This is a genomic window from Kitasatospora sp. NPDC002543, assembly GCF_053594915.1.
Genome location: NZ_JBSFWR010000013.1, coordinates 1 through 19057, shown reverse-complemented (window position 1 = coordinate 19057; position 19057 = coordinate 1). Strand labels below are relative to the sequence as shown.

Annotated in this window: 19 protein-coding genes; 11 read left to right on the top strand and 8 right to left on the bottom strand. The window is 75.3% G+C overall.

Annotated features, from left to right (window positions below; genetic code table 11):
• Positions 1 to 57 precede the first annotated feature (57 nt).
• From ACWD4P_RS08465 to ACWD4P_RS08450, 4 genes are all read left to right on the top strand, one after another.
• Positions 58 to 1056, top strand: coding sequence for an ABC transporter ATP-binding protein (locus ACWD4P_RS08465; protein ID WP_449779034.1), 999 nt, complete (start codon positions 58 to 60; stop codon positions 1054 to 1056).
• Positions 1053 to 1901, top strand: coding sequence for an ABC transporter permease (locus ACWD4P_RS08460; protein WP_359823346.1), 849 nt, complete (start codon positions 1053 to 1055; stop codon positions 1899 to 1901). Before ACWD4P_RS08465 ends, ACWD4P_RS08460 begins: the two co-directional genes overlap by 4 nt.
• A gap of 99 nt (positions 1902 to 2000) precedes the next feature.
• Positions 2001 to 3326 (top strand): sensor histidine kinase, encoded by a 1326-nt coding sequence (locus tag ACWD4P_RS08455; protein ID WP_449779033.1) that lies wholly within the window; start codon positions 2001 to 2003, stop codon positions 3324 to 3326.
• The gene (locus tag ACWD4P_RS08450) at positions 3323 to 4000 is read left to right on the top strand and encodes a response regulator (protein ID WP_449779032.1); all 678 of its coding nucleotides are present in this window, start codon (positions 3323 to 3325) and stop codon (positions 3998 to 4000) included. Before ACWD4P_RS08455 ends, ACWD4P_RS08450 begins: the two co-directional genes overlap by 4 nt.
• Positions 4001 to 4066: 66 nt before the next feature.
• Here ACWD4P_RS08450 and ACWD4P_RS08445 read toward each other — a convergent pair whose 3' ends face one another.
• The 4 genes from ACWD4P_RS08445 to ACWD4P_RS08430 form a co-directional block, all read right to left on the bottom strand.
• Entirely contained in the window at positions 4067 to 6058 is a 1992-nt protein-coding gene (locus ACWD4P_RS08445) for a hypothetical protein (RefSeq protein ID WP_449779031.1), read from the bottom strand.
• Between the two features lie 305 nt (positions 6059 to 6363).
• Positions 6364 to 8133 (bottom strand): glycoside hydrolase family 3 protein, encoded by a 1770-nt coding sequence (locus ACWD4P_RS08440; RefSeq protein WP_449779030.1) that lies wholly within the window; start codon positions 8131 to 8133, stop codon positions 6364 to 6366.
• Positions 8130 to 8885: a tyrosine-protein phosphatase gene (locus ACWD4P_RS08435; protein ID WP_449779029.1), complete on the bottom strand. Its 756-nt coding sequence runs from the start codon at positions 8883 to 8885 to the stop codon at positions 8130 to 8132. Before ACWD4P_RS08435 ends, ACWD4P_RS08440 begins: the two co-directional genes overlap by 4 nt.
• Positions 8886 to 9143: 258 nt before the next feature.
• A complete protein-coding gene (locus ACWD4P_RS08430) occupies positions 9144 to 9743 on the bottom strand; it encodes a TetR family transcriptional regulator (protein WP_380660610.1) in 600 nt (199 codons plus the stop codon).
• Between the two features lie 249 nt (positions 9744 to 9992).
• Here ACWD4P_RS08430 and ACWD4P_RS08425 point away from each other — a divergent pair, with 249 nt between their 5' ends.
• From ACWD4P_RS08425 to ACWD4P_RS08405, 5 genes are read left to right on the top strand one after another with little or no spacing between them, the layout of a single operon-like run.
• The gene (locus ACWD4P_RS08425) at positions 9993 to 11552 is read left to right on the top strand and encodes an ABC transporter substrate-binding protein (RefSeq protein ID WP_359823022.1); all 1560 of its coding nucleotides are present in this window, start codon (positions 9993 to 9995) and stop codon (positions 11550 to 11552) included.
• Positions 11549 to 12517 carry an ABC transporter permease gene (locus ACWD4P_RS08420; RefSeq protein ID WP_449779028.1) on the top strand — a complete coding sequence of 323 codons (969 nt, stop codon included), beginning with the start codon at positions 11549 to 11551 and terminating at the stop codon, positions 12515 to 12517. Before ACWD4P_RS08425 ends, ACWD4P_RS08420 begins: the two co-directional genes overlap by 4 nt.
• Positions 12504 to 13382, top strand: coding sequence for an ABC transporter permease (locus ACWD4P_RS08415; protein WP_449779027.1), 879 nt, complete (start codon positions 12504 to 12506; stop codon positions 13380 to 13382). Before ACWD4P_RS08420 ends, ACWD4P_RS08415 begins: the two co-directional genes overlap by 14 nt.
• Positions 13379 to 14401 (top strand): ABC transporter ATP-binding protein, encoded by a 1023-nt coding sequence (locus ACWD4P_RS08410; RefSeq protein WP_449779026.1) that lies wholly within the window; start codon positions 13379 to 13381, stop codon positions 14399 to 14401. The genes ACWD4P_RS08415 and ACWD4P_RS08410 overlap by 4 nt, the downstream gene beginning before the upstream one ends.
• Complete coding sequence (locus ACWD4P_RS08405; RefSeq protein ID WP_449779025.1) at positions 14398 to 15417, top strand: ABC transporter ATP-binding protein; 1020 nt, start codon at positions 14398 to 14400, stop codon at positions 15415 to 15417. The genes ACWD4P_RS08410 and ACWD4P_RS08405 overlap by 4 nt, the downstream gene beginning before the upstream one ends.
• 64 nt (positions 15418 to 15481) lie before the next feature.
• Here the strand turns inward: ACWD4P_RS08405 and ACWD4P_RS08400 are convergent, their stop codons facing one another.
• Complete coding sequence (locus ACWD4P_RS08400; protein WP_449779024.1) at positions 15482 to 15775, bottom strand: WhiB family transcriptional regulator; 294 nt, start codon at positions 15773 to 15775, stop codon at positions 15482 to 15484.
• A gap of 171 nt (positions 15776 to 15946) precedes the next feature.
• Here ACWD4P_RS08400 and ACWD4P_RS08395 point away from each other — a divergent pair, with 171 nt between their 5' ends.
• Together ACWD4P_RS08395 and ACWD4P_RS08390 are read left to right on the top strand one after the other, a co-directional pair.
• Positions 15947 to 16915, top strand: a complete 969-nt coding sequence (locus ACWD4P_RS08395) for an LLM class F420-dependent oxidoreductase (protein WP_449779023.1) — start codon at positions 15947 to 15949, stop codon at positions 16913 to 16915.
• 80 nt (positions 16916 to 16995) lie between these two features.
• Positions 16996 to 17166: a hydrophobic protein gene (locus ACWD4P_RS08390; RefSeq protein WP_359831904.1), complete on the top strand. Its 171-nt coding sequence runs from the start codon at positions 16996 to 16998 to the stop codon at positions 17164 to 17166.
• Between the two features lie 266 nt (positions 17167 to 17432).
• Here ACWD4P_RS08390 and ACWD4P_RS08385 read toward each other — a convergent pair whose 3' ends face one another.
• The 3 genes from ACWD4P_RS08385 to ACWD4P_RS08375 all read right to left on the bottom strand — a co-directional run.
• A complete protein-coding gene (locus tag ACWD4P_RS08385; protein ID WP_449779022.1) occupies positions 17433 to 17894 on the bottom strand; it encodes an ATP-binding protein in 462 nt (153 codons plus the stop codon).
• A 128-nt stretch (positions 17895 to 18022) separates the two neighbouring features.
• Positions 18023 to 18418, bottom strand: a complete 396-nt coding sequence (locus tag ACWD4P_RS08380; RefSeq protein WP_359831975.1) for an STAS domain-containing protein — start codon at positions 18416 to 18418, stop codon at positions 18023 to 18025.
• Positions 18419 to 18533: 115 nt separating this feature from the next.
• Positions 18534 to 19057: sigma-70 family RNA polymerase sigma factor (locus ACWD4P_RS08375; protein WP_449779021.1), on the bottom strand; the 524-nt coding region annotated here is incomplete at its 5' end.

The following is a 19057-nucleotide window of genomic DNA, read 5'->3' as shown; positions in this document are numbered from 1 at the left end:
TAGCGTGGGAGGTGTCGGCGGCCGGGAGGGCCCGGCCCACGAGCAGGAGGGCGAGCGATGATCGAGGCGCACCAGCTGACGAAGCGGTACGGGGAGAAGACCGCCGTCGACCGGCTGGACTTCACGGTCCGGCCGGGTACGGTCACCGGCTTCCTCGGGCCCAACGGGGCGGGCAAGTCCACCACCATGCGGATGATCGTCGGACTGGACGCGCCGACCGGCGGCTCGGTGCGGGTCAACGGCCGCCGCTACGCCGAGCACGCCGCCCCGCTCCAGGAGGTCGGCGCGCTGCTGGAGGCCAGGTCAATCCACCCGGGCCGCTCGGCCTTCAACCACCTGATGGCGCAGGCCCACACCCACGGCATCCCGCGCCGCCGGGTCGAGGAGGTCATCGAGCTGACCGGCCTGCGGTCGGTGGCGCGCAAGCGGGCCGGGGCGTTCTCGCTCGGCATGGGCCAGCGGCTGGGGATCGCCGCCGCCCTGCTGGGCGACCCGGCGACGGTGATGCTGGACGAGCCGGTCAACGGTCTCGACCCCGAGGGCGTCCTGTGGATCCGCAACCTCCTCACCTCGCTCGCCGCCGAGGGCCGCACCGTCTTCGTCTCCTCGCACCTGATGAGCGAGGTCGCCCTCGTCGCGGACCACCTGATCATCGTGGGACGCGGCCGGCTGCTGGCCGACACCACCGTCCGGGAGCTGGTCCGCCAGGCCGGCGGCGACGCCGTCACGGTGGCCTGCGCCGACCCGGGCGCGCTGCGCACCGTGCTGGCCGGGCCCGGCGTGGAGATCACCGGGCGCTCCGGCTCCGAGGAGCTCCTCGTCACCGGCCGCACCGCGCGCGAGATCGGTCTGGCCGCCGCCGAGCACGGCATCGCCCTGTTCCAGCTCGCCACCCGCACCGTCTCCCTGGAGGAGGCGTTCATGGACCTGACCCGGGACGCCGTCGAGTACCAGGGCGGCACCACCGCCGGCGCCACCGCCGGCCGCGCCACCGCCGACACCGACACCGACACCGCCACCGCCATTGCCACCGACACCCCGAGGAGCGCGGCATGAGCACCCTCGCACCCAGCCAGACCGCCGCGCCCGCCGGCCCCGGCCCGGCGCGCCCCGCCTACAAGGTGACCGCCGTCCGCGTGCTGCGCTCGGAGTGGGCGAAGCTGTGGTCCCTGCGCTCCACCTGGATCACCCTCGGCCTGGCCCTGCTCTTCCTGGTCGCCTTCGGTCTGATCGCCGCCGTCCAGTTCAAGTCCAGGATCGACTCCGGACGGCACATGGACCGGGACTTCGCCGACGCCTCCGCCCTGAGCCTCTCCCTGTTCGGCACCAACTTCGCCCAGCTGGCGCTCGGCGTCCTCGGCGTACTGATCGCCGCGGGCGAGTACTCGACCGGCATGATCCGCTCCACCCTGGCCGCCGTTCCCCGCCGGCTGCCGGTCCTGTGGTCCAAGGCGGCCGTCTACGGCGTGATCGCCCTGGTGCTCGGCACCGTCGGCGTGTTCGTCGCCTTCCTCGCCGACAGCGGCATCCTCTCCGGCACCCGGGTGGCGATGGACCTCTCCAGCGCCGGTGCCGTGCGCGGCCTGCTGGGCGCGGGCCTCTACCTCGCCCTGGTCGGCGTGATCGGCGTCGCCCTGGGCGCGCTGCTGCGCTCCGTGGCCGGCGGCATCTCGGTGCTGGTGGCCTCCCTGATGCTGGTCCCCGGTCTGGTCTCGCTGCTCCCCACGTCCTGGCAGAGCCACATCAGCCCCTACCTGCCCAGCCACGCGGGCGAGGCGATGTTCGCCCTGCACCACGACACCACCACCCTGTCCCCGACCGCCGGGCTGCTGGTCTTCCTGCTGTGGACGGTGCTCGCGCTGGCGGGCGCAGCGGTGCGGCTGGTGCGCAGCGACGTCTGACAGACTCCGGTGCGGCGCCCGGTCCTCCGGGTGCCGCGCCGTTCCCGTCCCACCCCCGTCCTCGAACGACGCACGAGCCCCGAACGACAGGTGACGACCGTGAGCCGCCTCGACACCCGGGATCCGGTCCCGTCGCCGTCCCCGTCGCCGCCGGTACCCGACCCGCTCCCCGCGCACCCGGCCTTCGCCCGGCTGGCCCGGCTGAGCCAGCGCATCCGGCAGGCCGACCGCGCCCACCCGTGGGTGCTGGACGCCGCCGTGGTCCTCGGGGTGGTCCTGCTGTTCTGCCTGCCGGACCTCCTCCACGCCGAGGTCGAACACCCCCGTGAGCACCGGATCCGGTTCACCCGGCTGCCGCCGGCCGCGGTGCTCGCCGTGCAGGCGGGCCTGGTGCTGCCCCTGCTGTGGCGCCGGCGGCGCCCGACGGCGGCGTTCGCGGCGATCATGACCGTCTTCGTCGTCCAGTGGTCGCTGGGCGCGGCGCTGCGGGCCGACGCCGCCCTGCTCGTCGCCCTCTACAGCCTGGCCCTGCACGGCCGGCTGCGGCACCTGGCGTGGGCGTGCGCGGCGATGGCCGCGGCGACCGGCCTGGTCGCCGTGGAGGTGTCCTCGGGGCTGCCCGTCGGCGACGCGCTGTTCTTCCTGTTCAGCGCCACGACGGCGGCCGTCGCCCTGGGCATCGCGGTGCGGATCCGGCGGGCCCAGCTCGCCGGGCTGCGCGAGCGGGCGGCCCGGCTGGAGATCGAACGGGACCAGCGCAGCCGGCTGGCCGCCGTCACCGAGCGCACCAGAGTGGCCCGGGAGATGCACGACATCATCGGCCACAACCTGTCCGTGATCGTCACCCTCGCGGACGGCGGCGCGTACGCGGCCGGGGCCAACCCCGAACGCGGGCGCGAGGCGCTGCTGCTGATCGGCGACACCAGCCGCCAGGCGCTCGGGGAGCTGCGGCGGATGCTCGGGGTCCTGCGCGACCAGGGCGAGGAGGCCGCCGAGTTCACCCCGCAGCCGGGCATCGCCGACGTCGACGGGCTGTGCGCGCGCATCCGCGCCGCCGGGCCCCAGGTGGTGTACACGGCCGCCGGGGACTTCGACGGCCTGGACCGCGGGGTGCAGCTGATGGCCTACCGCATCGTCCAGGAGTCGCTCACCAACAGCCTGAAGCACGCCGGCCCCGCCACCCGCGCCCAGGTGACCCTCACCTCCGAGGAGGACCGGCTGCGGGTGCGGGTGCGGGACAGCGGCCCGCCCGAGGGGACGCCCCCGCCCGGGCGGCCGCGGCGCGAGGGCCACGGCCTCGCGGGCATCCGGGAGCGCGCGGCCCTGTACGGCGGCACCGTCACCGCGGGCCCCGGGCCCGGGGCAGGATGGACCGTGGAGGCCGTACTGGACCTCACCCCCGACCCGACAGGCGGCCCCGCGTGACCACCCTCCTCATCGTGGACGACCAGCCGTTGCAGCGGTACGGCTTCCGCATGCTGCTGGAGAGCCAGCCCGACACCGAGGTGGTCGGCGAGGCCGCGCACGGCGCGGAGGCCGTCCGGCTCACCGCCGACCTGCGGCCGGACGTCGTGCTGATGGACATCCGGATGCCCGGCATGGACGGCATCGAGGCCACCCGCCGGATCGTCGCCAGTGGCGGACGCTCGCGCATCCTCGTGCTGACCACCTTCGACCTCGACGAGTACGCCCACTCCGCCCTGCGGGCCGGGGCCAGCGGCTTCCTCCTCAAGGACGCCCGCCCGGAGGAGCTGCTGTCCGGGATCCGCGCGGTGGCGGGCGGGGACGCCGTCGTCGCCCCGGCCGTCACCCGGCGCCTGCTCGACGCGTACGCCCACCACCTGCCGACCCGGCCGCCGGGGGCCGGGCCGGTCGAGGACAGCCGGCTGAACGCCCTCACCGACCGCGAGCGGGAGATCCTGGTGGCCGTCGCCCGGGGCTGGAGCAACGGCGAGATCGCCCGGCGCCTGGTGCTCGCGGAGTCGACGGTGAAGACCCACGTCAGCCGGGTGATGGCCAAGATCGGCGCCCGCGACCGGGTGCAGGCCGTGATCTTCGCCTACGACCGCGGGCTGGCCCGGCCCAACCCGCCGCTCTGACGGCGGCGGGCCGGACCGTTCGGGTCAGCCCGTCCGGATCAGGCCGTCCGGGTCAGCCCGTCCGGATCAGGCGAGCTTCTGGCAGAGCAGCGCGGACGGCCGTGCCGCCCACAGCTGCCACCAGGGCTGGCTGTAGGCCATGCCCGCGACGACCTCGTCGTCCGCGCACTGGCCCTTGGCGAAGCCGTACGAGAAGTCGCCGCCCCGGGCCGCCGCGGGGCGGTTGTCGCCCTTCTCGAACCACAGCGTGCGGGTGGAGGTCCCGAGCGGCGCGGCGGACCGGGCGCACAGCGCGCCCATCGTCCGGCCGTTGCGGCTGTACCCGGTCATGACCGATCCGGCCGGGCACTGGGCCTTGGCGTAGCCCGGCGCCCAGTCGGCGGTCACGTAGGTGCCGCCGTGGTCGACGACGTACGAGCGGCCGGCGTCCCAGAGGTCCGGCCTGGTGGCGTCCGTGCACAGGCCGTTGTCGCCGCCGTAGCTGAGCCCGATCAGCCGGCTGCCGTCGGGGCAGGAGGCCTTGAGCGCGTACGGGTCCCAGTCCGGCCGGGTCTTCAGGTAGTCGGAGTGGGGGTCGTCGAACAGCCCGGAGCTGAGTGCCGTCCAGCGCACCAGGCGCACCGGGGGCTGCCCGGCGCTCACCGAGGCGAGCGGCCATTCGCGGTGGAAGGCCAGGAAGGGCAGGTCCGCCGAGAGGACCGGCGTGCCCAGGATGACGAGCCTCGCCATCAGCGCCCCGTTGATGTCGAGTCCGCCGTAGAGGGTCGCCGTGCCGTTGACGGCCGGGGTGGCACCGGCGCCGTCGAGGACGATCGAGCCGTTGACCTCGGCCCGCAGGTACGGCTCGATGGACGCCTTCACGCCGACCGTGTCGTACAGGGCGATCGAGCCCTCGGCGAGCAGGCCGGCCTTCGCGGAGGCGGAGCCCTTCAGGTCCAGGCGCAGCGGGGTGACGGTGGAGCTCCCCGGGTCGGTGGTGGTGGTCCAGCCCGGGCCCTTGACGTAGTCGGAGTGGACGCCCCACTGGCCGTCGTACGCCTGCTGGGCGTCGAGGGTGACGGTGCCGTCGGCGCTGACGTCGGCGGAGAGGGTGAAGGCCAGGTTGATCACGACGGGCAGCGGACCGACCATGACCACGGGGCTGGCGCTGTAGGTGGCCAGGGGGATCCGGACGGGTCCGGTGTTCGCGGTGAGGTTCGCGCTGACGTGCCAGTCCGCGTGCGCGCCCAGGGTGAAGCCGACCCGGGCCTGCTGGGGGTCGATCGCGCCGAGGCCGCCCTGGTAGGAGAAGTCGATGGCCGGGTGGAGGGAGACCGAGCCGGCGAGCCGCGCCGAACCGCCGTCGGGCAGCGGGACGGTGGCGTCGGCGGTCAGCCCCAGGCTGCCGGACACGGTGCCCTGGCCGGAGGCGGCTCCGAGGTCGGTGGTGACCTGGACGCCGCCGATCTGCGGCCGCACCTGGAAGGTGCTCGGGCTGACGGCGCTGCGCAGGTTGGTGGTGGTGCCTCCGAGCAGTTCGGGGAGGGTGGCCGGGCGGGTGGTGACGGCGACCGTCCCGTCGGCGGCCGGCTGCGCGCCGGTGACGGCGACCAGCGCGCCGTGCGGGGCCGCCGGGGTGGGCGGACTGTCGATCAGCTGCCCGGGCCGGACGGCCGACGCGGCGTCGGCGGCGGCCGCCAGGGCGGAGGGTGACCGCGGGCCGGCGGCGGCCGGGGCGAGCACGGCGGTGCCGGTGCTCGCGTCGTAGGAGGAGAGCGCGAGGCCGGGGTCGGTGGTGGCGGTGGCCGGCGCGCTGCCCTGCGCCGGGGTCGCCACGGTGGCCGCGGGCGTGCCGGAGGCCGGGGGTGCCAGCGTCGCCGGCGTGCCGGGGTCGGCGGACGGGCCGGTCGGGCCGGTCGGGCCGGTCGGGCCGGCCGAGGCGGCCGCGGTGGCGGTGACGGTGGTCGGGGTGGTCGTCGCGGTGGCCGCCGAGGCCGCCGCTCCGTTCAGGACGGTGCCGCAGAGCAGGAGCACGGTGGTTGTCGCGGCGGCTGACAGCGTCAGCTTGCGCACGGTCACGTGGAGGGTCCCTTCGGGTCAACGGTGCTGGAGCGGTGCCGACTTGCGCTGAGGGAGCGTGGGTCGAAGCCCGCGGATCCGGCCCCGACCGCCGGGTAACATAACACTCACCGCTCGCCTTGTTGACGGGTTCTCGGGATTCTCCGAGCACGATCGTCGGGAGTTCACGCCCCGGGCGCGGGGCCGTTCCCGACCGGCCATGCCACGGGTGCCTCACCCCCCTCGACGGCGCCAGGCACCCGACACCGGACCCCGACGGCACGGGGCCCGCCACCGGGTGGTGGCGGGCCCCGTACCGAGGCGGCTCAGAGCGCGCGGTGGCCGCAGCGGAAGAGCGGGGCGCGGGTGTCGAAGGGGACGTCCTCGCGGGCCTCGGCGACGGCGGCGTCGGAGACCGGCAGGTCGAACGGGAGGGTCGCGGTCATCGGGGCCCGGCCGAGCGCGGCGTCCAGGACGACCTCGTCCGCGGCGCCGAACTCCCCGATCAGCAGAGCCGCGTGCGGGGCGAGCGGGGTGAGCACCGCGGGCCGTTCCAGCTGGGCGGCGAAGACCGTGGGAACGGCGGCGGCCAGCGCGGCGAGCCGCTCGGCCTCGGCCGGCTCGAACTCCAACGAGCCGCTGTGGAAGTGCTGTTCCAGCATGCCCTCGCGCCGCTCGTACGGGGTGGCGAGGCGGAGCACGGCCAGGTCGGCCTCCTCCGGGCGTTCGACGACGGTGCCGTAGCGGGCGGCGACCTCCGGATCGACGCCCTCGACGTACAGCCGCCCCGCGCCGCGCGGCTCGCCCGCCAGGTGGACCACGGAGCGGCGCTGGACCTCGCGGCCGAGCGCCCGGCCCTCCGGGGTGCCGACCAGGCCGGCGGCCGCGTCCGGGTCCACATACGGGTCGTCGAAGAGGCCGAGGCGGAACTTGTCGCGCAGGATGCGGCGGGCCGACTCGTCCAGCCGGGCCTCGGTGACGGCGCCCGAGCGGACGGCGGCCAGGATCAGCTCCGGGTCCGTCTCGCCGCCGAGCTGGTCGGCGCCCGCGTCCAGGGTGAGCACGACCTGCTCGGCGACGGACAGTTCCTCGACCCCCCAGTGCCGCGGGGGCAGGCTGACCACCCCGGGGACGTCCATGCCGGTGATGGCGTTGAAGTCGGTGCAGACCACGCCGTCGAAGCCGTAACGCCCCCGCAGCAGACCGGTGATGACGTCCCGGTTGAAGTTGGCGCCGACCTCGGCGAGGCCGCTGCCGGAGGGGATCGCGTAGGCGGGCATGATCTGCGCGGTGCCCGCGGCGAAGGCCGCCTCGAAGGGCCGCAGGTGGGTCTCCAACCCGCCGCCGGGGTAGACCAGTCGGCGCCCGGCCGCGAAGTGCGAGTCCTCGCCGCCGGCCTGCGGGCCGCCGCCGGGGAAGTGCTTGGTCATGCAGGCGACGCTGTCCGGGCCGATCCTCTCGCCCTGGAGGCCCTCGATGTACGCGGTGATCATCCGCGAGGCGCGGTCCGGGTCCTCCCCGAAGGTGCCGCTGATCCGGGCCCAGCGGGGCTCGGTGGCCAGGTCGGCCATCGGGTGGATGGCGACGCGGATGCCGACGGCGCACAGCTCCCGGCGGATCAGGTCGGCGTAGCGGCGCACCAGTTCGGGGTCGTCGGTGGCGGCGAGGCCGATCGGCTCGGGCCCGGTGCTGAAGCCGCCGCCGGTGTGGGCGGTGGCCGGGTTGGCGGTGAAGCCGTGCCGGGGGTCGGAGGAGAGGGTGACGGGGATGCCCAGCCGGGCGGCCGCGGCGAGGTCCTGGACGTGGTTGTTCCACTCCGCCATGGCGCGCGGGTCGGGGACGGCCATCATGGCGAAGTGGGTGAGGCCGCGCTCGGGGATCAGGTGGGCGCCGGAGGGGAACGGCAGGTTCTCGCCGGGGAACATCCGGCCGTGGAGCATCAGCGCGGCCTTCTCCGCCGTGGTCATCCGGGCGAGGAGGTCCTCGACCCGGTCCTCGACGGGCAGCCGCGGGTCCTCGTAGGGCTCCATGGTGCCGTTGTGGTTGAGGTCGCGGAACGGGGTGCCGTCGGTGTGCCGGAGCAGGGTCGCCGTCATGCCGTCACCTCGACGGTCTCGGTACGGGCGGCGGCCTTGGCGGTGAAGGCGTCCAGGGTCCCGGTGGTGGCCCCGCAGGCCGTCAGGAAGCCGGCGGCGCCGCCGTGCCGGGTGCGGACCAGGTCGAGGAAGGTGTCCATCGCCCCGGCCGGGGCCTCCAGCAGCGGCGCGGGGACGGTCAGCCGACCGGCCTCGACTTCGTTCAGGGCCGCCCGGTTGCGGTCGGCGAGGCCGGCCCAGATCTGCTGGAGCGCCGCGTTGGTGCGGGCGTAGTCGGCGACGATCTCCTCGGCGGGCACCCCGAGCAGTTCCAGCAGCAGCGCGGTGAGCAGCCCGGTGCGGTCCTTGCCGGCGGCGCAGTGGACCAGCACGCCGCCGGGGTGGGCGGTGGCCTCGACGGCGGCGGCCAGGGCCCGCGGCGCGGACTCGGCCATCAGCAGGTAGAAGGCGCCGAGGTCCTCGGCGGTGGTCATGGCGCGCATGGCCCGGTCCAGCTCGTCGTTGCCCGGGTTGATCCGGGCGGCGACGACGGCGATGCCGGCGGCCTCGGCGGCGGCCCAGTCCCCGGGGTCGCTCTCGGCCTCGCCGCGGAGGTCGACGACGGTGGTGATGCCGTGCTCGCGCAGTTGGGCGACGGTGTCCGCGTCGGCGGCGGGGAAGGGCTGGGCGGAGCGGAACAGGGCGCCGGGGCGGATCCAGCGGCTCGCGGGGTCGGTGAGCACCGCGGGGTCGCGGAAGTTGACCAGGGACATGCGGGGGCCTTTCAGGAAGTGCGAAGGGTGGTGCGAGAGGCGTGCGGGGGGGTGGCGGAAGAGGGCACGGCGAAGCCGCGCCGGGGGTTGACGGGGCGGAGGAGGGCACGGCGAAGCCGCGCCGGGGGTTGACGGGGCGGAGGAGGGCGTGCGGTGCCGTCCGGGCGGCCGGCGGCGCGCCCGGGAGTACCGGGGGATCAGGGGTTCAGGTGGTCAGGGGGCTGGTGGGATCAGGGGGCCAGTGGGGTCAGCGGCCGGTCAGCCCGCGGTGGCGAGCACGTCCCGGTAGGCCTTGACCCAGTCGGCCAGGGTGCCGCTCTCCGAGCTGATCAGGACGTGGCGCCGCACCATGCCGCCGAACATCGCGCCGAGCGCGGTCGGACGCAGGTCGGTGGCCGGGTCCACACCGAGCCGCTCGGCGGCGATGGTGACGGTGCGTTCGGTGAAGGCGTCGAGGACGACCAGGGCGTAGTTGTGCACGGAGTGCACGTCGAGCAGGCCCCGGCGCAGCCGGCGGCGCCGGTCGGTGTGCTCGACGGGCTCCTCCAGCCGTCCGCCGGTGACGGTCAGCGCCTGGTCGAGCGCGGCCCAGAGCGGGAGTTCGGCGGGGGCGGCGGCGAAGGCGTCGAGCACGGCCTGGCCGAAGTCCCAGCCGAACAGCAGGGCCTCCTTGGCCGGGTAGTAGCGGAAGAAGGTGCGGTGGGCGACGTCGGCGCGGCGGCAGATCTGGTCCACGGTGGTGCGCTCGTAGCCCTGCTCCTCGAAGAGGTCGAGTGCCGCGCTGCGGATGCTGTCGCGGGTGCGCGCCTTCTTGCGGTCGCGCATGCCCTGCTCCGCCGCGGTGTCCGTCCCCTGCATCGTTCTTCCGCTCCCGTTCGGTGAGTTGAGTGTGGGTGTTGTGGGTGGGTGGGGCCGCCGAGGGGGCGGCCATGAGTACGGAACCACGTCCGACCGGGCCCGCTCAAGGCGGGCGCCGACTCTTCGGGGTTTCGTCATCCGGAATTTGCACAACTGCCTTTTGGCAGTACTGCCACTTCCGGAATGGTGTGTCGCGTCGGCGGCCGAACTCCCCCCTGGCCGCCCCCGCACCCCCCGAACCGAGGAACCATGAAGCGGCACACCCACCTCCTGGCGGCGACGGCCTGCGCGGCCGCACTCGCGCTCACCGCCTGCTCCGCCTCCGACGACGCCCTGTCGGGAACCGGCGCCGCCGCCGGGACCGCCGGCCCGGCGAACGACGGGCCGGCCGTGGACGGCGGCACGCTCAAGATCGGCCTGGACCGGCCGTTCGCCAAACTCGACCCCGCCGACGGCACCCTGACCCAGATGCCGATGATGGTCCTCGCCAACGCCCTCTACGACCCGCTGATGGTCAACGGCGACAACGGCACCGTCGAGCCCTACCTCGCCAAGTCCTTCACCCCCGACGCCGACGCCACCGTCTGGACCCTCGACCTGCGCGAGGGCGTCACGTTCAGCGACGGCAAGCCGCTGGACGCCCAGGCCGTCGCCGACCACGTGACCCGGCTCGCCAAGCCGGAGAGCAAGTGCGCCTGCGCCCTCGACGCGGCCGCCATCGCCGCCACCACCGTCAACGGCCCGACCAGCGTCGCCTTCACCCTCAAGGCACCCGACGCCGCCTTCCCCAACCTGTTCACCCGCGCCCTCGGCTACGTCTCCGAAGCGCCCAGCGGCGACTCCCCCGCCGTCGGCTCCGGCCCGTACACCGTCGAGAGCGTCCAGCCCGGAGTGTCCGTCACCCTCACCCGCAACCCCGCGTACTGGGGCGCCAAGGGGCACGCCGACAAACTCGTCTACCGGGTGCTGCCCGACGCCGACAGCCGCTACCAGTCGCTGCGCTCCGGCGACACCGACCTGATCTGGACCGAGACGCCCAGCCAGCTCAAGCAGGCCCCCGCCGACGGGCTGCGCACCGCCACCGGGCCCGGCTCCACCAGCACCGTCGTCTTCAACACCAAGGCCGCGCCCTTCGACGACGTCCGGGTCCGCCGGGCGGTCCAGTACGCGATCGACCGCGACGCCCTGGAGAAGGTCGTCTTCCTCGGCCAGGGCAGCGTCTCCGACGGCCCGATCGGATCCCGCTCCCCGTACCGCGGCACCGCCGGCCACCCGGCCCACGACCCGGCCCGGGCCCGCGCCCTGCTCGCCGAGGCCGGCCACCCCGACCTCGCCTTCGAGTACCTCGTCGACAGCCGCCCCGAGGCCCAGCAGCGCGCCACCGTGCTCCAGCAGATGCTCGGCGAAGCCGGGATCAGGATGACCGTCAAGCCGCTCGACCAGGCCGCCCTGGGCACCGCGATGCTCCAGCGCAAGTTCCAGGTGATGGACTTCATCACCAGCATGTTCGGCGACACCGACACCGCGCTCGGCAGCCTCTACCTGCCCGACTCCCCCTACAACTTCATGGGTTGGTCCGACCCCGAGACCGCGCGGGCGATCGCCGCGGGCCGCGCCTCGACCGACCCCGGCAAGCGGACCGCCGCCTACCGCCAGGCCGCCCAGCGGGTCGTCGACGAGGCCCCGATGGCCTTCCTCACCGAGAACACCGTCGGCTACCTCGGCGCCGCCAGGGTCGGCGGACTGCCCGACCTGTCCAGGCGCACCGTCCTCGGCGTCTCCCCCGCCACCCTGTGGGTGAAGCGATGACCCCCGGCACCCGGACCGCCCTGCGGTACGGCGGCCAGCTCGGCCGCGCCGCGGCCGTGCTGCTGCTCGTCACCGTCGCCGCGCTCGCCCTGCCCCACCTGATGCCCGGCTCACCCGCCGTCGCCGCCCTCGGCCCCACCGCCACCCCCGAACAGATCTCCGTCTACGAGGCCGGACTCGGCCTGGACCGCAACGTGCTCGCCGCCACCTGGCAGTGGATCGCCGACGCCCTGCACGGCGACCTCGGCCACTCGCTGTCCACCGGAGCGGCCGTCACCACCGAACTCGCCGACCGCATCCCCGTCACCCTCGAACTCTTCCTCGCCGCCCAGCTGGTGGCGCTCTGCCTGGCCGTGCCCGTCGCCCTGCTCTCCGCCTGGCGGCCCGGCGGCACCTTCGACCGGATCGCCACCGCCGGCACCTTCGGCTGGCTCGCCGTCCCCGGCTTCGCCCTCGGCCTGCTGCTCATCTGGATCGCCGCCGTCCAGCTGCGCGTGCTGCCCGCCACCGGCTGGACCCCGTTCACCGAGGACCCGGCCGAGAACCTGCGCCACCTCGTCCTGCCCGCCCTCACCCTCGGCCTCACCGAGGCCGCCGTGTTCACCCGCACCCTGCGCGGACAGCTGATCGACACCCTCGACCAGCCGTACATCGCCGCCGCCCGCAGCCGCGGCATGGGCACCACCCGGCTGCTGCTGCGCCGCGCCCTGCGGCCGTCCAGCCTGCCGCTGGTGACGCTGGTCGGGATCGGCATCGGGACCTCACTGGGCGGCTCGGTGCTGGTCGAGTCGCTGTTCGCCGTCCCCGGCGTCGGCAGCCTGGCCGCCGGGGCCATCGCCGGCCGGGACTTCCCGGTCGTCCAGGCCGTGGTGGTGGTCAGCGCCCTCGGCGTGGTCGCGGCCACCCTCGCGGTCGACCTGCTGTACCGCACGATCGACCCGAGGATCGCCCATGAGCACCGCTGAGACCACGACCGCCGCACCCGCCGAGCCCGCGACCGTCGCCACCCGGCGCCGGCCGCCCGCCGGGGTGCTCGCCGCCGCGGCCTGGCTGGCCGTCGTCGCCCTCGCCGCCCTGCTGCTGCCGCTGCTGCCCGGCTTCGACCCGCTGCACGGCGACTTCGCCCACCCCGCCGCCGCCCCCGGCCCCGGCCACTGGCTGGGCACCGACGGCTCCGGACGGGACATCCTGCAGCGCACCGTCGCCGGCGCCCGCGCCTCCTTCACCGTCGCCGCCCTGACCATCCTGGTAGGCCTGCTCGGCGGCGGCACCCTCGGCCTCGCCGCCGGCTGGTTCCGCGGCCCGGTCGACAAGGCGATCGGCTTCGCGACCGACCTACTGATGTCCGTCCCCAGCCTGATCCTGGTGATGATCGTGGTCTCGATGCGCGGCCCGAGCCTCACCGTGATCGGCACGCTCATCGGGCTGTTCACCGTCCCCCACTTCACCCGGGTGGTACGGGCCGTGGTGCTCTCCCTCACCGAACGCGGCTTCGTCCAGGCCGCCCGGATGATCGGCACCGCCCCGCTGCGCGTCCTGCGCCGCGAGATCGTCCCGCACGTCGTGCCGGTCGCGCTCACCTTCGCCTTCACCGCCACCACCGTCGCCATCGTCGCCGAGGGCTCGCTCAGCTTCCTCGGCTTCGGGCTGCGCCCGCCGGAGCCCTCCTGGGGCGGCATCATCGCCGAGGGCCGCACCACCCTCGGCAGCGCGCCGTGGATCTCGCTGGCGCCCGCGGCGGTGCTCTGCCTGACCGTCCTCGCCCTCAACTACCTCGGGGAGCACCTGCGTTCGGGTGGCCCCGCCGCTGCGAAGGGAGCGCGCGGATGACCTCCGCCCCCGTCCTCGACGTCCGCTCGCTGGACACCGTCCTGCACACCCCCGACGGCCGCTCCCTGCACGTCCTGCACGGCGTCGGCCTCACCATCGCGGCCGGCGAGTGCCTCGGCGTGGTCGGCGAGTCCGGCTCCGGCAAGTCCGTGCTCGCCCGCACCGTCCTCGGCGTCGAGTCGCGCACCACCCGGGCCGTCGCCACCGGCGAGGTCCGGCTGAACGGCGAGGACCTGCTCGCCGCCACCCCCGCCCGCCGCGCCGCACTCCTCGGCACCGGCATCGCCATGGTCCACCAGGATCCGATGACCTCGCTCAACCCGGTGGTCCGGATCGCCGAGCAGGTCACCGAGTCGATCACCAACCGGCGCCGCCTCTCCCGGCGCGAACGGCTGCGCACCGCCGCCGAGCTGCTCGCCGCCGTCGACGTCCCCGACCCCGCCCGGCGGGCCCGCGCCCACCCCCACGAGCTCTCCGGCGGCCTGCGCCAGCGCGTCGGCATCGCCGCCGCCCTGGCCGGCGAACCCGCCCTGCTGCTCGCCGACGAACCCACCACCGCCCTCGACGTCACCGTCCAGCGCACCGTCCTCGACCTGCTCGACCACCACCGGGTCAGCCGCGGCCTCGCCACCCTGCTGATCACCCACGACATCGGCCTGCTGTACGGGCGGGCCCGCCGCATCGCCGTCATGTACGGCGGCCGGATCGTCGAGACCGGCCCCACCGAGGCCGTCACCCGGCACCCCCGGCACCCCTACACCGCGGCACTGCTGCGCTCCGTCCCCCGGGTCACCGGCCCGCTGCGCCGCACCCTGCCCGCCATCCCCGGCTCGCCGCCCGACCTCACCCGGCCCGTCCCCGGCTGCCCCTTCGCCCCGCGCTGCGAGCGGGCGACGGACCTGTGCACCACGACCCGGCCTCCGGTGCACGCCGCGGCCGACGACCACACCGCCGACTGCCACTTCCCGCTCGGCGAGGCCGACACCACCGCTCCCGAGGAACTGGAGTCCGCGGCATGACCACCGCCCCCGACCGCACCGGCCCCGAGACGGCGGCCCCCGCGAAGGCCGTCCTGGAGGCCACCGGCCTCAGCGTCGTCCACCGCACCCGCTCCGGCCCGCTGCACGCCGTCAGCGGCGTCGACCTCGCGCTGTACCCGCGCCGCACCCTCGCCCTGGTCGGCGAGTCCGGCTCCGGCAAGAGCAGCATCGCCAAGGCCCTGCTGCGGCTGCCCCCGCCCACCACCGGCACCGTCACCCTCGACGGCACCGACCTCGCCACGCTCTCCCCGCGCGCCCTGCGGGCCGTCCGGCCCCGGCTCCAGATGGTCTTCCAGGACCCGCTCTCCTCCCTCAACCCGCGCCGCAAGGTCCGCGACCTCGTCGCCGAACCCCTCGACGCCCACCCCGGCCCGGCCCACGGAGACACCCGCGACCGCGAGGAGGCCGTCGCCCGGCAGCTGGAGGCCGTCGGCCTGCCGCCCGCCCTGTTCGGCGACCGGCGGCCCCACCAGCTCTCCGGCGGACAGGCCCAACGCGTCGCCATCGCCCGGGCACTGGCCGCCCGGCCGCGCGTCCTGATCGCCGACGAGGCGGTCTCCGCCCTCGACGTCTCGGCCCAGGCCACCGTGCTCAACCTGCTGCGCGGGCTCACCGAGGAACGCGGGCTCGCCGGCCTCTTCATCTCCCACGACCTCGGCGTGGTCCGGGCGGTCAGCGACGAGGTGGCCGTGCTCCAGCTCGGCCGCGTCTGCGAGCGCGGCCCCACCGAGGCCGTCCTCGCCGCCCCCGCCCACCCGTACACCGCGGCGCTGCTCGCCGCCGTCCCCGAACCCGGCCGCCCGCTGCGCGACACCGGCCTCCTCCCCGCCGACCCGCCCTCCCCGCTCGACCCGCCCAGCGGCTGCCGCTTCCGCACCCGCTGCCCCCTCGCCGACTCCCGCTGCGCCACCGAGGAACCCGCCCCGCGGCAGCTGGCCCCCGGCCGGACGGTGGCCTGCCACCGCCCGCTGATCGACGCCGCTCCCGCGGCCTGAGCACCGCGACGCGGGGCCCCGGCCGGACGGCCGGGGCCCCGCGGGTCGGGCGGATCCTCGCCGGTCAGACGCCGGACGGGACCGGATCGCTCGTGAACAGGGCGCGGCGCTCGTCCTCGCTCAGCCCGCCCCACACGCCGTACGGCTCGCGGGCGGCGAGGGCGTGGCGGCGGCACTCCACCCGGACGTCACAGCCCGCGCAGACGGCCTTCGCCTCCTCCTCCCGGGCCCGGGCGGCGGCCGCCGGTTCGTCGACGGAACGCTCGAACACCCGGCTGTCGGCGGTGCGGCAGGCACCGTCGGGGTCCCGCCTCCAGTCGCGGTCCGGTGCATCGGGCAGGCGGGAGAGGTCGGCCACGGCGGCGGGTCCTTCCGATCGGGTGTCCGGTTGGTCCCCCTCGTCTAACCCCGCACCGCCCGTTCATGCCTCGCCCCGCCGGACGGCCTCCACTGCTGCGATCACTGCTGCGATCGGGCGAATCCCGCGTCCGCGCGTGACGACCGGGGCCCACCGGGCAGGCGCGGGACCATGGTGCAGATCGGATACACGATGATGACCGAGCAGCGGGGCCCCTGCGGCCTCGTCTCCGACCTGGTGCTCGCCGAACGCGCGGGCTTCGACTTCTCGGTGGTGTCGGACCACTACTTCCCCTGGCTGGACGAGCAGGGCCACGCCCCGTACGCCTGGGCGGTCCTGGGCGCGGCCGCGCAGGCCACCTCGCGGATCCCCCTGATGACCTACGTGACCTGCCCGACCTTCCGCTACCACCCCGTGGTGGTGGCCCAGAAGGCCGCGACGCTCCAACTGCTCTCCGGCGGCCGCTTCCGGCTGGGCCTGGGCAGCGGGGAGAACCTCAACGAGCACGTGGTGGGCCGGGGCTGGCCGGCCGCTCCGGTGCGCCAGGAGATGTTCGAGGAGGCCGTGGAGATCATCCGGGCACTGTTCGGGGGCGGGTACGTGACCCGGCGCGGAAAGCACTTCGACGTGGTCGGCGCCCGGCTGTGGGACCTCCCGGACCGGCCGCCGCCGATCGGCATGGCGGTGTCCGGCCCGGACTCGTGCGCCCTGGCGGGCCGGCTCGCCGACCTGGTGATCGCGGTGGAACCCGACGCCGGGCTGGTCTCCGCCTTCGCCGAGCGGGGCGGCGCCGGGAAGCCCGCGGTGGGCCAGCTGCCGGTGTGCTGGGACCGCGACCGCGACGAGGCCGTCCGGCGGGCCCACGAGCAGTTCCGCTGGTTCGGCGGCGGCTGGAAGGTCAACGCCGAGCTGCCGGGAACGGCCGGCTTCGCCGCCGCGAGCCGGTTCGTCCGGCCCGAGGACGTCGCCGAGGCCATCCCCTGCGGCGACCGGGTCGAGGACTTCGTCGAGGCCGTCCGCCCGTTCGTCGACGCCGGATTCGACGAGGTCGCCCTCATCCAGGTGGGCGGGGACTCCCAGCCCGCCTTCCTGCGGTGGGCGGAGGAGACCCTGCTGCCGGCCCTGCGCTCCGCGTTCTGACCGCGGACGCCCGGCGCATGCATCCGCCGCGCGGGGGCAGGAGGGCCGTCACACACCCCCGTTCCGAGGAGGTACGAACGATGGCCCCGATTCTGCTGGTCCTGCTGCTCGCGCTGCTCCTGTTCGGCGCCGGATTCGCCCTGAAGGTGCTCTGGTGGGTGGCCCTCGCCGTGCTCGCCGTCTGGCTGCTCGGCTTCCTCGCACGGGGAACGACCCGGGCCGGCGAGCGGGGCCGCTGGTACCGGTGGTGACCACGGCCCGACACCCCGGGGCGGCGTCCGCGCGGGACGCCGCCCCCGCCTTTTAGTACCGGTGTTTCCGAGCAGAAGCCGGACGACGCCCCCGGCCGGGTGGAGCGGGTCCGCGTCGTCCACGGCGATCCGCAGGTGCCGGTTCCCGGGACGCTGCTGGGCCGGCTCACGACATCGCCCTGCTCGCCCTGCTCGCGCTGCGGGTCGCGCCGCGGGGCTGACCACGAACGGCCCGCGGCCCGCCCCGGCGGCCCGCGCCCGGCGGCTCAGGACGCCGCGAGGCGGCGGAGGTCGAGCTCGGCCCAGACCGACTTGCCGAGGGCGTGCGGTGCGGCGCCCCAGCCGTCGGCGATCCGCTCGACGACGAACAGCCCGTGGCCGCCGGGCAGGGCGGGCGTGTGCGGGCGGCGCGGGGCGGGCAGGACCGGGCTGCGGTCGCTGACCTCGACCCGGAGGCGGGCCGGGGTGAGGTCCATGACCAGCTCCAGCGGGCCGTCCCCGTGCAGCATGGCGTTGGCGACGAGCTCCGCGACCACCAGCGCCACGTCCGCGGCGAGCCTCGGTGGGTTCGTTCCCCAGTCGTCGAGCGCCCCGGCGGCGAAGGCCCGGGCCCGGGAGACCGGTTTCGGGATCCCGGCGAGCGACAGCCGTCGGCGCTGGCCCCCGGCGGGCAGGGTGGGCCCGGTCGACTGCGGGTCTCCGTCCAGGGTTCCCCGGCTCATCGTCATGTGAGGGCGCCCCTTCGGGTCGACGGCGGTGTCGGATGCTCGGCTTCCCCGTGCGTCCGGGATCATGTCCGTTTCCCGGCCCCGTCCGTGACCCCTGTGCTGCCGGGGACGGGCCGTGGCGTTCCGGCTCAGCACGCCAGGGCGGACTCGACCGACTCGTGGAGCGAGAATACCGTCCGCGCGCCGGTCAGTTCGAGGACCCGCATGACGGTGGGGGCCACCGCGGCGAGCCGCAGCTCCAGGCCCGCCCGTCCCGCTTCCATGCGGACCCGGAGGAGGAGGTTCAGGCCGGAGGAGTCGCAGAACCCCACCTGGCGCAGGTCGACCACGATCACCGGCGGGCGTCGCGCGACCAGCGCGGTGAGCGCGTCGGCGACCGGGGCGAGGGTCTCGATGTCGAGGTCGCCGGTCAGGGCGCACACCACCGAACCGTCCGCCGTGGTGCGGGTCTCCACCGCCGCGTCCGCGCCCGGAGGGGAGACCGCGAAGGCGAGGTCTCCCGGGTCGTCGGCGGATGCCATCATCGTCGTCCCCTCGATGTCGGATGTGTTCCGACCCTACGCAGGTCGGCCCGGTCGGCCAAACCGACCGGGCCGGCCCGGCGGGTGCCGCGGTGGAGCGCTCCGGACGGACGCCCGGTCAGTCCTCTTCCAGGCCCTCGCGCAGGCGCCGCAGGGTGCGGGAGAGCAGGCGGGAGACGTGCATCTGGGACAGCCCCAGGCGGGCGCCGATCTGCGACTGGGTGAGGTCCTCGCAGAAACGCATAGACAGGATCAGCCGCTCGCGCTCCGGCAGCGCGCCGACCAGCGGCTTGAGCGCGACCAGGTCCTCCACCCGGGCCAGGCCCTGGTCCTCCCCACCGAGGCGTGCCACCAGGGCGCCCGGGCCCTCGTCGTCCTCCGTGGCTCCGAGGTCGAGCGAGCCGGCGGTGTGGCCGTTGGCGGCGGTCAGGCCCTCGACCACCTCCTCCTCGGAGATCTCCAGGTGCCCGGCCAGCTCGGCCACCGTCGGGGCCCGGTCCAGCTCCTGCGCGAGGCGCTCCTGGGCCCTGGCCAGCACGATCCGCAACTCCTGGAGCCGGCGCGGCACATGGACGGCCCAGGTCGTGTCACGGAAGTGCCGGCGGATCTCGCCCAGCACGGTCGGCAGCGCGAAGGTGGTGA